The 15275-nt window shown below is 43.5% G+C and carries 16 protein-coding genes; 1 reads left to right on the top strand and 15 read right to left on the bottom strand.

Annotation, left to right across the window (positions count from 1 at the left end; genetic code table 11):
- Positions 1-124: 124 nt before the first annotated feature.
- From ABXS70_RS07105 to ABXS70_RS07075, 7 genes are all read right to left on the bottom strand, one after another.
- A complete protein-coding gene (locus ABXS70_RS07105) occupies positions 125-640 on the bottom strand; it encodes a hypothetical protein (RefSeq protein ID WP_342551861.1) in 516 nt (171 codons plus the stop codon).
- Between the two features lie 54 nt (positions 641-694).
- A complete protein-coding gene (locus tag ABXS70_RS07100; protein WP_342551862.1) occupies positions 695-1327 on the bottom strand; it encodes a hypothetical protein in 633 nt (210 codons plus the stop codon).
- A gap of 503 nt (positions 1328-1830) precedes the next feature.
- Complete coding sequence (locus ABXS70_RS07095) at positions 1831-2616, bottom strand: hypothetical protein (protein WP_366294972.1); 786 nt, start codon at positions 2614-2616, stop codon at positions 1831-1833.
- A gap of 235 nt (positions 2617-2851) precedes the next feature.
- Complete coding sequence (locus ABXS70_RS07090; protein WP_342551864.1) at positions 2852-3340, bottom strand: HEAT repeat domain-containing protein; 489 nt, start codon at positions 3338-3340, stop codon at positions 2852-2854.
- 158 nt (positions 3341-3498) lie between these two features.
- Positions 3499-3846, bottom strand: a complete 348-nt coding sequence (locus ABXS70_RS07085; protein WP_366294969.1) for a hypothetical protein — start codon at positions 3844-3846, stop codon at positions 3499-3501.
- Between the two features lie 285 nt (positions 3847-4131).
- A complete protein-coding gene (gene yaaA / locus ABXS70_RS07080) occupies positions 4132-4884 on the bottom strand; it encodes a peroxide stress protein YaaA (protein WP_366294966.1) in 753 nt (250 codons plus the stop codon).
- Between the two features lie 87 nt (positions 4885-4971).
- The gene (locus tag ABXS70_RS07075) at positions 4972-5259 is read right to left on the bottom strand and encodes a DUF3139 domain-containing protein (RefSeq protein WP_366294963.1); all 288 of its coding nucleotides are present in this window, start codon (positions 5257-5259) and stop codon (positions 4972-4974) included.
- A 321-nt stretch (positions 5260-5580) separates the two neighbouring features.
- Between ABXS70_RS07075 and ABXS70_RS07070 the strand changes: the two genes are divergently transcribed.
- Complete coding sequence (locus ABXS70_RS07070; protein WP_366294960.1) at positions 5581-6345, top strand: hypothetical protein; 765 nt, start codon at positions 5581-5583, stop codon at positions 6343-6345.
- Between the two features lie 145 nt (positions 6346-6490).
- On the opposite strand, the gene ABXS70_RS07065 is transcribed toward ABXS70_RS07070, so the two are convergent.
- The 8 genes from ABXS70_RS07065 to ABXS70_RS07030 all read right to left on the bottom strand — a co-directional run bounded on the left by ABXS70_RS07065 (position 6491) and on the right by ABXS70_RS07030 (position 14879).
- Positions 6491-7165 carry a hypothetical protein gene (locus ABXS70_RS07065; protein WP_366294957.1) on the bottom strand — a complete coding sequence of 225 codons (675 nt, stop codon included), beginning with the start codon at positions 7163-7165 and terminating at the stop codon, positions 6491-6493.
- A gap of 49 nt (positions 7166-7214) precedes the next feature.
- Complete coding sequence (locus ABXS70_RS07060; RefSeq protein WP_342551871.1) at positions 7215-7538, bottom strand: hypothetical protein; 324 nt, start codon at positions 7536-7538, stop codon at positions 7215-7217.
- Positions 7539-7708: 170 nt separating this feature from the next.
- Positions 7709-8335 carry a cell wall hydrolase gene (locus ABXS70_RS07055; RefSeq protein WP_342556388.1) on the bottom strand — a complete coding sequence of 209 codons (627 nt, stop codon included), beginning with the start codon at positions 8333-8335 and terminating at the stop codon, positions 7709-7711.
- A gap of 660 nt (positions 8336-8995) precedes the next feature.
- Positions 8996-10213: an MFS transporter gene (locus tag ABXS70_RS07050; RefSeq protein ID WP_366294954.1), complete on the bottom strand. Its 1218-nt coding sequence runs from the start codon at positions 10211-10213 to the stop codon at positions 8996-8998.
- A 163-nt stretch (positions 10214-10376) separates the two neighbouring features.
- Positions 10377-11192 carry a carbohydrate ABC transporter permease gene (locus ABXS70_RS07045; RefSeq protein WP_342551873.1) on the bottom strand — a complete coding sequence of 272 codons (816 nt, stop codon included), beginning with the start codon at positions 11190-11192 and terminating at the stop codon, positions 10377-10379.
- A gap of 114 nt (positions 11193-11306) precedes the next feature.
- Positions 11307-12179: a sugar ABC transporter permease gene (locus ABXS70_RS07040; protein ID WP_342551874.1), complete on the bottom strand. Its 873-nt coding sequence runs from the start codon at positions 12177-12179 to the stop codon at positions 11307-11309.
- A gap of 3 nt (positions 12180-12182) precedes the next feature.
- The gene (locus ABXS70_RS07035) at positions 12183-13457 is read right to left on the bottom strand and encodes an extracellular solute-binding protein (protein ID WP_342551875.1); all 1275 of its coding nucleotides are present in this window, start codon (positions 13455-13457) and stop codon (positions 12183-12185) included.
- 210 nt (positions 13458-13667) lie between these two features.
- A complete protein-coding gene (locus ABXS70_RS07030) occupies positions 13668-14879 on the bottom strand; it encodes an LLM class flavin-dependent oxidoreductase (protein ID WP_342551876.1) in 1212 nt (403 codons plus the stop codon).
- Positions 14880-15275: the final 396 nt, after the last annotated feature.

Below are 15275 nucleotides of genomic sequence, written 5' to 3'. Positions count from 1 at the left end.
CGCAGCACAAAGCATCATCAAATGAAAAAAGCTGTACCACGTAAAGAGACATTGTAAAACGTCTACTTTACAGGGTACAGTTTACTTCACCCCATCATTCGAGATTCTGATATTATTCTTCCGATTAATATTCCATTTCGATTTCTTCCCAGTCACCCTGACTGTTTTTCTCGTAAGTGAACAATCCTTCAGTTGAATACCTACTCTTCAGTATCTTGCTGGCGTCTGACTTACTCTCATTCTTCTTTACATCCATCTCATCTTGTAGAAACAATACAAATAGAGAACTGGATTCATCTTTATTCGATAAATAAAAACCTAATAATTCGTTATATTTAGAGCTAAAAAACAAACGTATATTCTCTATTCGGAGTTTAATATTTTCCTTTGATTCAACCAATCGTTCATAACTCGCAAATAAATTAAAATCATCCAAATCGTCGATTCTATTCACTGAGATTAACGGATTCATGCCTCTTATATACAAGCCTATGACATGACCATCATCTTTCTCTAGAAACAGGACTTGATCTAATCTCTCATGATCGTCCTGATCATGTACATAAATAATATGTGAGATTTCTTTTTGCTCAAAATAATAATCAAACTTTTTTATAAACGAATTTATATAGTTATTCATGCTGCTTTACTCTCCAATCAAATCTCATACGGATCGTACACTTCTGTCTCACACTCACTTCATTTCTTGGGATATGCCCTCTGCAATATCAATCCTATAGACCTTATGCATGCCTAATCTTTCGGTAGTAATAAGTTTGTATATTCCAGGTTTTTCCGTAGGTTCTAGGACAGTCCACTGCCAATCAGATCCTGGCCCCGTCGTGATGGCTGCAATCTCTTTCGCATCCAGAGCTAGCGAGATCGTTAATTGATCAGCTTGATTAGATACCTCTTTCACAATTAAATTCACCTGATTATTTCGCTGGGACATGTTGATTATCTCCAGATTGTACTCGTACTTCTCATCCGATGTGCGGCTGACAGGATCACTTTCTACTCGCTCTGGTTTCACCGTATGTTCTAATGCGTTTATAAAAGCTGGAGTACAGAACATTAATATAAAGATGAAGACGACTCCGTAGATCATGTTACTTATACTTAACTGAGAATTCCATTTCCTTATTAAAACGACTATTGAAATCATATGAATCATAAGCGAAGGTATACCGCAGAGAAGCATGATCGGCATACCGACCAAATCGAGTGATCTTTGAAAATTAGATGTAGTCTCAACTAAAAACCAAATAAACACAGCTAGATTAACGAGAACCGCAGCACTCCAAATCCATTTGATCCAACTCGACACACACTCACCTCCAAATTCAGCAAACTGCCTTCCACCCCATCGTTAATATTATCTAGAAAATATATAAATTCAAATCAAACGCTGCATTCAACTCGTATGCTCAGAACCGGCAGGTTTGACAGCCAATTTATAATGAAAAGGTGTCTACTTATTTTCAAGTAGACACCTTTTATTGTGTTTATTTTAAAAACACCGCGATACTGATGATTGAAGTGTTATTGATCCTTCCTGTATCATTAAGTTTTACCCCAATTGGATCTCCACCTATTTCAGTTCCAACCAAAAAGTAACCCATTGACTTTAAAGTTGGCGGCATCCTTAGGCTCACATTTCTTTGAGTACGTTTTACTCGACCAGTCTGCTCCCAGCCTATTAGGTTCAGCCCTCCGAGAGTTGATTCATTTTCTATAAGTCAGTGCCCTGTACCATGGTTAAACAATTGTATAATTGGGTCCAAAAAAGTAATAGATAAAATCAATAGATTCGTCATTTTTCCCTTCATATCAGTGCATCCCCTCTAATATAGATTTATATTTATCTATTTGATTACTGGAAGCATGGTCTCTTAGTTTTTCAAACAAATTAACATACTTAATTGATGTCTTATCAGCACTAACTTTAGATGATATTGCCAAACAATAAAGTATATTATTAATTGCAGTCTCTTGATCCGATGTTCTAATCATGTAAAGTGAGTACTCGTAAAGATACTTTAAATAGGATGGCATGTCTGCAGGTTTTATAGATTCTCTTGTATTAGCATGTTCTTCAAACAAATGCTGGTAGTCGCTAACTTGTAAACCGTTGATGCGGTTAGCTTCTAAAAGAGTAAGTAAACCGGCATTGGTTTCTTCCTGATTCTCTTGTATAAAAGAGATGTATCCCCTTATATTGTCACTATTTCCTTGCAATAGCTCCAATACTATGAGATTGAGTTTTGATGTATTAGCATAAAATTCAATCTCTGATTTGGCTTCATCATCAGGATTGTTCACCCAGCCAAAATCACCATATTTAAGAACACACTCCTTTGCTTTATCAAAATCTGAAAGTTTTTGATGCCCAATGCCCTGCATCAGCAGTGCGTAACCTACATAGTAAATTATAGTTCGTTTTGTATGTAAGATAGTATCTGTGGATATCATTTGCAAATTATAAGCTTGCAGCGAATCTTCATATAAATCCTCAGATAACCTTAAAACCTCAAACCAGTTTTCGAATCCGTATGCCATTCTGAGCAGTTTGACAGCAGAGTCTAGTTCGCCATGATCGTATAATTTACTAGACATGCTTGACCCCCTTCACAAAATCCCATTTAATAACATTATATAACTTAATTTACCATCGGTCAAACATATTACAGAAAATACATACTGTTAAACTTTTTTCATCTCGTTATTCCTGCATATATCTGTAAGCAATAAAATAACCCAATATCTCTTGTGAGACATCGGGCTGTATAAAGTCTACTCAGTACAGCTTACAATCTTGTAGATGATTGATCATTTGAAAGAGTCGGATTGACTAGTTTCTCAACAACGCTAATGCCTCATCCAACATGTCATTAGTACGTTCAACTTTGCACTTCAATAAAGCCTCTTTGCAAATCTGCTTTTGTTGCGTGCTTAATTTTCCCGCTACCTTTTCAAATAATAGAAAAGACTGCATCCTTACTTCCAGACTGGCGTCACCAATCAATGCTGCAATGATCTTAATATAAGGCTCATAATGCATTTCTTCCATCGCGTACAGCAAAGTGCCCCTGCTCCTTCTCATCTCTGCGTTGGACAGAGCCTTAATTAGCGGATAAACCGCTCTATTGTCTCCAATATCTTTTAGTGCAATCGCCACTTCATTTCTGACAAGAGTATTCTGGGTTCCGGTCAAAATTCCAATGAGGAACTCAACTGAAGAACGATCTCCTTTGTCTCCCAGCTCAGCAATCAGAGTCATCGCTTCTTCGAACCTCTCTTCAGCTAATAATTCCTTGATAGTCGTCTGTATTGGATACAACCTCCCTCGTTAAGATACCGATAGGTTATCTCATTCCCTTTTTTAATTTGCCGCCGCAAGATGGACCTTCAAATGATTCTATCTAAGTTCTGTTGTGCCCTTTGCTGGTTCGCCTACTTATGAGCTTCAACTAAACAATAACAATAACGTTCCTGCTTCTACTCGATCAGGTAACATCTTGATATTCGTAATGTCCATTTATTCAATCTCCATGGTTTATTTATTAGGTATATTAAAGAGCTGACCTCGACATATACTCTGTAATCTTCAGGATTTATGACAAACATTTCAGTCGTTTCGTTAAATACAAGCACTTCATCTTCATTTTTTCGGATGATAAAGTGATCCGTCAATTCGAGTTCCTCCCCTACGGAAGAGTGTTTGAGAAACTGAATAATATCACTCTTACTGTATTCGTTAACCTCAATTTCGATAAAGGAGCGTAACACCTCTGCGGCTTTCCTTGAATTTCTTTTATTTAATTTTTCAAAATCAAATCCTTCCACTTCAATACCTCCTAGTGTTCATGAAGTTTAGAATGAAAATACGGCGCTAGTATGCTAAAGTTCATTCCTAAAAGGGACAAAAATGCCTGGAAGTATAAGTATCGTCATTTCCCTTAATTTTGGTAATAGTCTTTTAGACCTCTACAATAGGGACTATTTTCCTTTCACACATGATTATTTCAAGAGATTAAAAAAAGCCGCACAGCGGCGACTTTTTGGTCATTAGAATCATTTGATATTACTTTAGATATTACTTTAGTAATTAATCCAGTATTTATATCAGACTTACTTCTTCTCTGAATAAATAAACACATAAGTACGCTCATCCGATTGTTCTTCCGAGAAAACAAACTCTAACCGATCAAAGCTTTGGATATCCTGCACATCCGTAATCTTCCGCTCTGCCATATAACGTACCATCTCACCTCTCGCCATTTTGGCGCGGGTGGCCTTTTCAACCAGCTTTCCGTTCACCATTTGCCCGAAGACACACGTAATAAACCGGGTTTCTTGCTTCAGAAAAGGGACGATGTTCTTGCTGTATTCTTTGGAAGCCAGATTCAGAATGCAGCTGCTTTCCGCTTGAAGCTGATCAGCCAGTTTACTGTCCCAGAACTGGTAAAGGGATTTGAACCCGGGACCCTGCAGCTTGCCCTGCATCTCCAACCGATACGGGGTAACCCCGTCCCAAGGGCGTAACAGGCCATAAAATCCGGATAATATACGTAAGTGCTGCTCCAGATATGTCAGTTCCTCATGCTGAAAAACACCCGGTGCCATATATTGATACTGAATGCCCTCATAGGCATAGATAGCAGGCGTAAGATTCGCCTTCAGATTCATGCTCCGAATCCGCTCCATATTCAGCTCTGCGATTGTATCATTGCACTTCCACAGCGTTTTGAGGTCGTCATACGATAACGTTTGAAGCAGACTCAGAAGTTGTTCTGACTCGTTAATAAATTGCGGCATCTGCGCGCTCGCCATCAGATCGGTGTCGACCTTCATCTTTTTGGCTGGTGATATAATAATCCTCATCGTTCTAATCCATCCTTACTCTACCGTTGTTATGTCGTTATTCATTGTACAGGATTAGGCAGATGAATCCAATCGTGAGGCATATTATTACGAATTCGGATCAGGTGCCAGCTGAATCCATTCATCTTCTCTATAGTAGTAAATATGTTCCTCTGGATTATCCTTAAATTGGACAACAACAGGATACATCGGCATTTTACTGCGACGAGCTGTGATGCTTATAATCGTATGCTCCTCGATTCCTTTTTCAACTGTTAGATACGTCTTCATCTCATCCTCAAGTTTCTTCATATCACTCTGATAAGAGCCGTACCAGGCCAAAGAAGCAATAATTAGTACTGCGACTGCAGCCAATAAGGTCTTTAGCGGCTTCATTTCTACTCACCCTAACTTTTTTTCATTAAATCTATGTTACCAGATGGATTATTTTCACATATCGGGCTGTTGACCTGTTTCAATTTCTGCAATGGATATTAAAAATACTTGTAGTAAACTGACTTGGATCTCGAAATCAACACTTGCGGGCGCCTATCTTATATCATGGGTCTTTGCTACTATTGGGTATAATGAACTCGTCAATATGTTATTATCAGAATTTAGGTCGATATTCTCATGGTCATACTTACCCAATTTGTTATGATTATTGGAGCATATACGTAAACAATCGATGTCTAGAGAGGAAGGGTGCCGCTTCTTATGTTTATTATTCAATTGATGGTTGTTCTTGCAATGTTGAGCGGTCAAGGAAGTTCCAGTTATGCCGCATCTCCACACATGGAAATCAAGTCATTACAGCCTCAAACAGCTTCTTCAGAACTTATAATGGAGTCTGGTTTAAAACCCTTCCGAGCTGAACGGGATTTTAAAAATCTCGATCCATTCGAGCAAGCAGCCAAAAACCTTAGGGACAAGAGATATGACAGTTACAGTAATTCATCACCGCTCCCATCCAAAGTCGGGGATACTGGACCATTTCCTTATGGCGGACAAGTGAAACTGTTAAGAACACTCCCTCTGGATCAGACTATTTCTTTTGGTCCACTGGAAGTTTATCTGTATAATGTTCAAATACTAGAGGCGAGTGAAATTCCAGAGGATACCCAGAAGGACATTTCCACTTTGAATCAAGAGAAAATTGGTTCGACTATAACGTTTATTAGAGTTCTCTACAGCGTTGAAAATACAACGGATCGAAATATCGGATTTTACGGTTTAAATTCTGTCCATCCAAACGTGGGCAATCCGATCTCATCCGATCGTAATTTTTTAAGGGATAGCTATGTATATCATCAATATGACGGTGTAGTCATCGATAATTTTGAAAATGGATTTATATACACGGATGATCCCGATAAGCTGGAATCCATACAGCTGGTTTTTAATAAAATCTATGATTATGACACTGGAGAAACTATTGTAGAGCCAACTTCGTTAACTATTCCGTTCAATGCGCAAAAGTAGCTTATGATCGCGTATATATCCTTTGTAAATAAGCAGTTCTGCGTGAGCGCACATTCGTTATAAACCCTGGCAGCTCACAGCGATCCAGGGTTTATTTATTTAAGCATTTATTTCACGGTATGTATGAATAATAATAGATTACGAGTTACAGTACCCCGTTTAATCCGCCAAAAACCTTCCCTAGAATATTGAAGTAGATCATGATACAAGACAATAGTATGGCTATGGGAAATACAATGAGAGATTTTATCTTTTTTTCAGGAACAACCAGTAGTAAAGTCAACACCATAATGAAATAAATCCCCATAAGGATTGGAACTAAATAATAATGCTCATGTTCAGGCAGGTAAGCGTTCCTTAATTCATAACCTTCGGACACTAAAACGGCTGCGGGAAGGGACAAAATTATACTGGCTGCATATCCATTACCACGTGCATACCACATCACATAAGCACATATGGGAGATAAGACTGCGCAAATTCCCCAAAACACCGTCTCCTTCACTGAAAAGAAATGTAAGAAAAACACGGTGTACACATAATAAACAATGAGCAGTGAAGAGAAAAAGAAGAATATCTTAACTGCCGCTAATTTAGGAGAATAACTAAAAACGGATACAAGTACTGCAGTAAAAATCCAAATACCTAAACGTCCACCAATATCATCAAATAGGGGATTAATCCCCTGAGTATCTACAAGTTTGGCTGCTAGACCCAGAATCCCTCCAAGTACAGCCGCACATACCAAAGAATATGCTCTTTGTGAATTGGTCGAATGTTTTTCAGTTCTAATCTTATTCAACTCATTAAGTAGTTCCATTCAAAACTCCTTTAAGGGCTAATTTTGTTGAAAGGGATACGCTTCACATTTAGTTGGATACATTTGAAGAAATTTCGCCACTCGAGTAGTAACGAACTGCCTTTCCTTTCTCTTTGGCATATTCAATCTCTCTTTTTGTGCTGCTTCCAATGTAACCATTCACATCAATCACAAATATTTCATCAGAAATATCGATCTTTCTAAAATGGAGATTTCCAAGCAGTTCAGCTTGTTTCTCAGTTATTTCTAACCCTTCACTTTGCTCAAAGAAGGCAAGGCTGATTACAATATTTCCTTGAAGTGTAAGGAAGGCATTAGCCTGTTCGAATTGTTCTTTGAACTTTGTAGAGCCGCATAAAGTTATTATTTTCATAATCATTCCCTTTCAAAAATTCTTCGTTAATGTATTCGTTCAATATAATCCTTATCCTTCAAAACAACAATTTTCTAGAAAAAAGCGATGAACAAATAACCTTGGTTTACAGCTCAGGTATAGAGTGCAGCCAAGGTTATTAGTGGTATTGATTTTTTACTTTTCCAAAATCATCTCGTAAAATCATGCTGGCCAATGGTCAGCAGTGTCGGTCTGCTCTTGCTCCACTCGGACGTGGCAATCTTCGGATTATAATAATACAGTGCACCATTCGTCGGATCAACGCCATTGAGAGCTTGACGTGCAGCTTTAAACGAAGTCGCGGTTGGCTTCAAATTAAACTGTCCATCGTCCACAGCGGTGAACTGACCTTTCTGGAAAATAACTTCGGAGATGGATGACGGGAACTCTCCCGACTGCACCCGGTTTAAGACAACTGCTCCTACAGCAACCTGGCCTTCAAAAGATTCCCCGCGTGCTTCCCCATGGATCAGCTTCGCCAGCTGCCGCAGCGTTTCTCCTTCGGCTTTGACCTTCTTGTTCAGCTTCTCCAAAGTAATCGGTCCTGCCACACCATCGGCGCTCAGTCCCTGCGCTTGCTGAAAATCGCGGACCGCGCTCTTGGTAATGGAACCGTAATAACCTGTGATTCCAGCGTCAAAATATCCCAGCTCACTCAGCTGCTCCTGCAGCTGCACCACATGTTCACTGCGAATGCCCTGTTCCAGCTTCTGTGCGCCTGCGGAAGGCGCAGCAGCGGTCAACCCTAAGGTCAATGCACATGCACCAAGAAGCATACTGACTCTGCCTGCTCTCTTGCCAGTCTTTCTTCTTCTGCGATGGGTGACTTTACGACTCACAGTGATAGGTTCCATAGAATCTATAGCAGTGTGCAAATGCTGTAGATCCAGCCTCGTTTCGATCCTGTAGTTCATAGGTGTAAGGTCAATTACGTCAAAACTCCCCTGTGTCTCATTTTTCATATTCATGCCATCGCAGCTGTATATCACTTCCATCCCGGCATGCTCAATCATTTGTACCAATGCATGCACGTTATGCTCTTCATTCGTTCCAATATTGTGATCTATCCTGTTCTTCGCTTCGATTTCATTCTTTTCATTCAATCCTAGATTCATATCAAACGTCTGATCCATCTCAAATCTATTCTTATTCGTCATCTCATTAACCCTCCATTTTTTCTGAATCCAGATGTACTGCTTCCCCCTGAATCCTCTCGGATGGACATCCCGAGTGTCATTATAGGATATCGAAAATAGTACGTCTATCGGACCGATGGAGCATGAAAAAATGAGTCCTGTACAGAACAAAAAGAGGTATGAGCCCATGGTCATATCAGGGTCACACCTCTTCATGTATCAACGTTCTGACACTTGTCCAGCCCCTATCTTCGTAGGCAAACGGACCCGCACAAAAGTTGCGTTTGAATATGTTGACAATTACTCTGTGAGTTCTTGTCCCTTCGTTTCCCGGCCCCAGAACAGCACGGCAGCCGCCCCGATCAGGATTGTTACGAAGAAAATAGTGAAAATTAGGCTGATTGGAACTGTTCGCTGAACCAGCATCCCAACCATCAGCGGTGCGAGCACACCTCCAACCCGACCTACCGATGTAGCCAGTCCAACGCCTGTGGAACGCACCGAAGTGGGATACAATTCCGGGCTGTACGCGTAGAGTCCGCCCCAAGCGCCCAGGTTGAAGAATGACAAACAGATTCCGGCGGCCAAAATCGTCGCTTCCGTCGTGGCTAGTCCAAAGGCAATCGCGCTAACTGCAGTCAGCGTCAGATATACGACAAGCACGAATTTACGGCCATAACGTTCAATGAAATACGCTGCGGTGAAGTACCCTGGCAGCTGTGCGATCGTCATGATCAGCACATATTGGAAACTTTTGACCAATGTAAAACCTTTCGCCATCACAACCGAAGGAAGCCATAAAAACATGCCATAATACGAGAAAATAACGGTAAACCATAAAATCCACAGCATCAACGTGGTCCGGCGGTGCGGTGCAGACCAGACCGTCGCAACCTTCTCGCGAAACGTGATTTTATGCAATTTTGTATGATTCTTGTACCGCGGCGGATCTTGGATGGCACGGCGCAGATACAGCGCGTAGAACGCCGGAAGTGCACCAATCGCAAACGCAATTCTCCACCCATACTCCGGGATAACAAAATTGGCAATGAGCGCCGATACAATCCAGCCCCCTGCCCAGAAGCTTTCCAATAACACAACCGCACGTCCACGCTCCGCTGTAGGCATCGATTCCGATACCAGCGTAGATGCCACCGGCAGCTCGCCGCCAAGACCAATACCTGCAACGAGACGCAATGCACACAATACCGCAAACCCGGTAGCGAGTGCAGATAGACCGCTTGCAATCGTGAAAATTAACAGCGTCCACATCAGAATGGCTTTTCGCCCAAAACGGTCTGCGAGTGCACCCGCAAGCAGGGCACCCAGTGCCATACCGATGGAGTTGATACTCGTCAGCACTCCCACCTGTCCGGGACTGAGGCTCCATTCCTTCGCAAGTGCAGCCACGATAAAGGAAATCATGCCGACCTCCATCGCATCGAACAGCCAGCTCATGCCGGCACTGAACAGCAGCTTGCGCTGCTTGGGATTCCGCAACACTTCCAATTTGCTCATCAGATTAATAGCTCCCTTGATCTCTATGTAGTCATCCTGACACTAAACCATTATTATGCAGAATGAACGAGAAATCAATGCAAAATACGACGTGAAGCCAATTTACAAACAAATATAAAACGAACTCGATTATGTGAAGGATCTTTCAGCCTTCTTCTCGCCCTCAACCTTTAAGGGAACCTGCCGTAAGACCTGCAACAAAATAACGCTGAAGCAGCAGGAACAGCACAATCATTGGAATGGCCGTCACAAGAACGCCTGTCAGCATCATCGGATAATTTGTCACGTACTCCCCGCGGAATTGCATCAGGGCGAGCGGCAGGGTAAGTTTGGACTTGCTGGTGAGCATAAGCATCGGAATGAGCAAATCATTCCACACCATCACAAGCAGAAACGTCGCTGTTGCCGCCAGTGAAGGTGCTGCCAGAGGAAGAGCAATCCGGGTAAAGAGTCTCCACTCATTTGCTCCATCCATGCTGCCTGCTTCTAAAATTTCCGAATTCAGCATCCGCATAAAACCTGTCAGCATAAATACCGAGACAGGCATCAGCATGGCCGCCGATACGATAATCAGACCCGTCAGGCTGTCGGACCACCCGAGTGTACGCGTAAGGGAATAGATCGGCAGCATGCTGACCTGTGACGGTACAATTAGACCTGCCACAAACAGCGCAAACACAATTTTGCCTACGCTGCCGCCCCAGCGGACAATAGCGTAAGCAATCATGCTGCTGAGCAGCAGCTCAATCGCAACGGTTCCCAGCGTCACAATCATACTGTTCCCGAAATACTGCCACATCGGCTGATTGCGAAACAAGCCCGTGACATTATCCCACGTAAACGGGTCCGGCCAGCTGAATGGACTCGTGAAGAAATTGCTGCTTGTTTTAAACGAAGATACAAATACAAAATACAGCGGTACAAGGATCAGCAGCGCGTACACCAACAGGATCAGTCGATTGAACCATTTGAAAACCATATAAACTCCCTCCTTCCTCTCAACTTCACATTTAAAGTTCATCTCCACATCTAAAGTTTCAACTACTTCGTATTCTTCGAACACGGCTCACGAAACGAACCCATTATCTATCCGTTAATAGCTTACCCGGTCGGCACGCAGCGCTTTGAACTGCAGCAGTGTCAACAAGGCGAGCAGCACCAGAAAGATCATCGAACCCGCAGAAGCCAGACCAAACGAATAGCTGCCAAAGGCTGTATGATAAATATAGGTGGTCAAAATTTCAGTCGCGTAGTTCGGACCTCCGTCCGTCATCGTGAAAATAAGGTCAAATGCCTTGAACGACTGAATGGTCGTGTAGGCCACCACAATCGTTGCCGAGGGAGCCAGCAGCGGCCAGGTCACGGTACGGAATACCTGCCATTTGCCGCCGCCATCCATGCGCGCCGCTTCATACAGCTCTGCCGGAATACCCTGCAGACCTGCAATGAATACAATCATCATCTGTCCTGCGTGAGCCCAGACCTGCACTGCAGCTATGGAGAAAATCGCAATCTTCGGATCACCGATCCAGTTACGAGCCATGCTGCTCATGCCCGCCTCGTTTAATCCGTAATTGATCAGTCCAATGGACGGGTCATACATGAATGCCCAGATCAGACCAACCGACACCGATGACAGAATCGCCGGCAGGAAATACAATGCACGAAGCACCACTTTTGTCTTGGTATTACGTACCAAAAGCAGAGCCAGAACAAGTGAAATAAACGTTTGTGCGATAACAACGGTTAGCATAAACTCCACGTTATTGCCGAAGGCTTTGCGAAATACGATGCTGCTGAGACTGTCCTTGTAATTATCCAGCCCTACAAATGCATACGACGGGGATACCCCGTCCCAATCCGTAAAGGAGTAGAACAGCCCCGTCAATGTAGGAAATACGAACAATCCAACGTACAGCAGCAATCCGGGTAACAGAAACAGGGATAGCTGAAGTCGGTTTTTCATCGTTTATTTCCCGATATGCTGATCAATGATCGCTTGTGCCTGCTGTGCTGCTTCTTCCGGGGAAGTGCCGCTCAGCACGGCCTGAATGGAGTTAGTTACAGCCTTTTGGTTGTCTCCGTTCAGGATGGTAAACCGCGGCTGGAACACGGTCTTTTTGTTCGCCCATTCTCCCGCAACCTGAAGCTCAGGTGTATCATACTTCACGTCATTCACTGTTACATTTTGTCCTGTCTGGTTGGCGTATGCGCCAGCTGCATCCGGTTTGCTCAGGAATTCAAGGAATTTCTTCGCTTCTTCCGGGTGTTTCGACTTGCTGTTTACCGCAAGCATAAACGTGGTGGTGTGCACCCCTTCATATTTCGCCTGATCGGCACTTACCGTAATTGGTGCGAGCAGCTTTTGCTCCAGATTCGGGTTTTGCTGTTTGTTCTGAGCCAGTTGATATGAACCACTTGCGAGCATGGCTGCTTTTTCCTGAATAAACAGTGCACCCGCTGCCGGGTCTTTCGTACCTAGCGCATCCTGCTGGAAGTATCCTTTATCGTTCAGCTCTTTAATTTGCGTCAACGTTTTCACCCAGAACTCATCTGTCAGTTTGGCTTCTCCTGCTTCAACTTTGGTAAAAATGTCGTCACTTGGTGCATTGTTCATCACCATCGTATTCATGAATTGGCCTGGACCAATATCCGCTCCGGCAAAAGCAATCGGAATGATGCCATTGTCTTTCAGCTTCTGGCACAGAGCCAGGAACCCTTCCCAATCTTTCGGTGGTGTCAGGCCGTATTTCTCAAACAACTTCACGTTATAGATCGGATCATTATATACAAGTTGGTACGGAACTGCATATTGTTTGCCATCATGCTGTCCGGCTTCGATTAGTTTCGGATTATAGTTGGATAGGAAGGATGATCCCGTCAAATCCGTAAATAATCCGGCTTTGCTGAACGCTTGGAACTGGGCACCCGGGAAAGAGGCAAACACATCACCCGTGGAGCCGTCGCTGATTTTGGACTGCACCGTGGATTGATACTGGTCCGAAGGGAGCGTCTGCATTTCCACATGGATGTTCGGGTTTTCTTTTTCAAAGGCGTCAATGGTCTTGTTGAATGCTTCGGAATCCTCGCCACGCCAGTGCATGAAACTGATGGTCACTTTACCTGAACCTGAGGAGCCGCCCTCTCCGGATGCCGCATTATTTCCGCCACCGCAAGCGGACAGCAGGATGGACATCAGCAGCATACTGACCAGCGGCAGCAGCATTTTTTTTGTTTTTTTCATGAAAGACGACCTCCTAAGGATGATTAATGTAAGTTAAAACGACTAAATTTACACTGAACACTACGTATTCATAACAATCTTCCAATCGCTGTTACCCCCGGATTTTTTCAATTTTAATATAAGGAGAAATCCGGGGATAAAGGCGAGCGCTCCGCTTTTCCAGATTTATTTTGAATACTTCGTTATCGTGTAAAAACACATTTAACTTATTTAGTGGGCAGTAATAGAATGCTGCTTCTGTCTTGTTTTCCATTTCTCGCGGATGATCGGCATTACCGTCTTGCCGAAGATTTCGGCTTCTTCCAAGTGCGGATAACCGGATAGAATAAATGTCGTCACGCCCAGGTCCCCGTATTCCATCAAACGTTCCGCCACCTGTTCTGCTGTACCCACGATGAGAATGGCTCCCCCGGAGCGCACGACCGACAACCCTGTCCATAAGTTCGGCCCAACGACAAACTGCTGTTTCTCGGAAAGCTCTCGCAGCTCATTTTGTCTGCGCTGGTTGGTGGCATCGGTTTCGGCGAATGCAGCTTTGGCTTTCTCAATCGCTTCCGGCGGCACTTTGCTGATGATCTCCCACGCCGCTGCCCAAGCTTCTTCTTCGGTATCTCGGATGAGAACCTGTGCCCGCATACCGTAACGAAGCTGACGATCTTGTCCCGTTTCCTCTCTCACCTGTTCGCGAATGATCTCGATCTCTTCGATCTGTTCCTGAATCCAGTCATGCGGCTCGCCCCACATGAGGAACGTATCCGCATGTTCAACCGCCACCCGCTTTGCTATCGGAGAACTTCCTCCGAGATAGAATGGTGGATGGGGCTTCTGTACCGTCTCCGGCATGCCTACCGGACCTTTGAAGTTATAATATTGACCGTTGAATTCAGGATTTGGATCGCTGGATGCATCTGCACCTGATTGAGCGCCACTTCCGGCGAATTCCGTCAGGTTCAAGCCTGTCGACTGCGTCCACGAACGCTTCATGACTTCCATATACTCGCTTGCGCGAACATACCGTTCATCATGCGCATGTGCCAGCGGATCACCGAGTTCTTCCAGATCTCGAACCGAGCTGCCCGTAACTACGTTAATCATGGCACGACCACCCGAGAGCTGATCCAGTGCCGCACCCATGCGAGCCGCGAGTACGGGTGTCACCAGACCTGGGCGAATCGCTACAAGGGGACGCAGTGTCTTGGTGTGACTCATTACCGCCGAGCCGACCACCCATGCGTCCAGACAGGCTCCCCCTGTCGGAATCAGTACAAATTCGAACCCTGCCGTCTCCGCCGTCTGTGCCACCTGCACCAGATAATCCAGACTTGGCTCACGTTCCGGCTCGACACCTACATACTTTCCATCTCCAGCGGTGGGTAAAAACCATCCAAACTTCATCTCTTCCTGTTCGCTCACAAACGTCATTCCCTTCTATCGATAAATAAAGTCTCATGTTAAAAATAAGATCGGTGTTGTGCAGACATGGCCGTTCCGGGTACGAATCGTTCTTTCGATCGCTGTTATCTCCAGATTTTTTTGATTCCCTTTTCCAAAGGGAAAATCCGGAGATAACAGCGAACACTACGTTTCTTCAGAATCGATTTCGTCCCCTCCACTACGTTCGCACTCGTTAAACCCTATTTTTAAAGTGCGCCTAATTTCTAATCATTTTGTAAAGCATACATCTAAAAGCCGATTAATTAACTTGGTTTAATAGGTATGGACATCATATCAGTTGATTTGTCTGTGATCAATGTCATTTCGCGGTAATTTATTTTTGTCATTTTGTGGTCATTATTTATATTCACATGCTACTGTCTT

The organism is Paenibacillus sp. AN1007, from assembly GCF_040702995.1.
GTDB lineage: Bacteria > Bacillota > Bacilli > Paenibacillales > Paenibacillaceae > Paenibacillus.
This window is presented reverse-complemented; position numbering and strand designations above follow the sequence as displayed.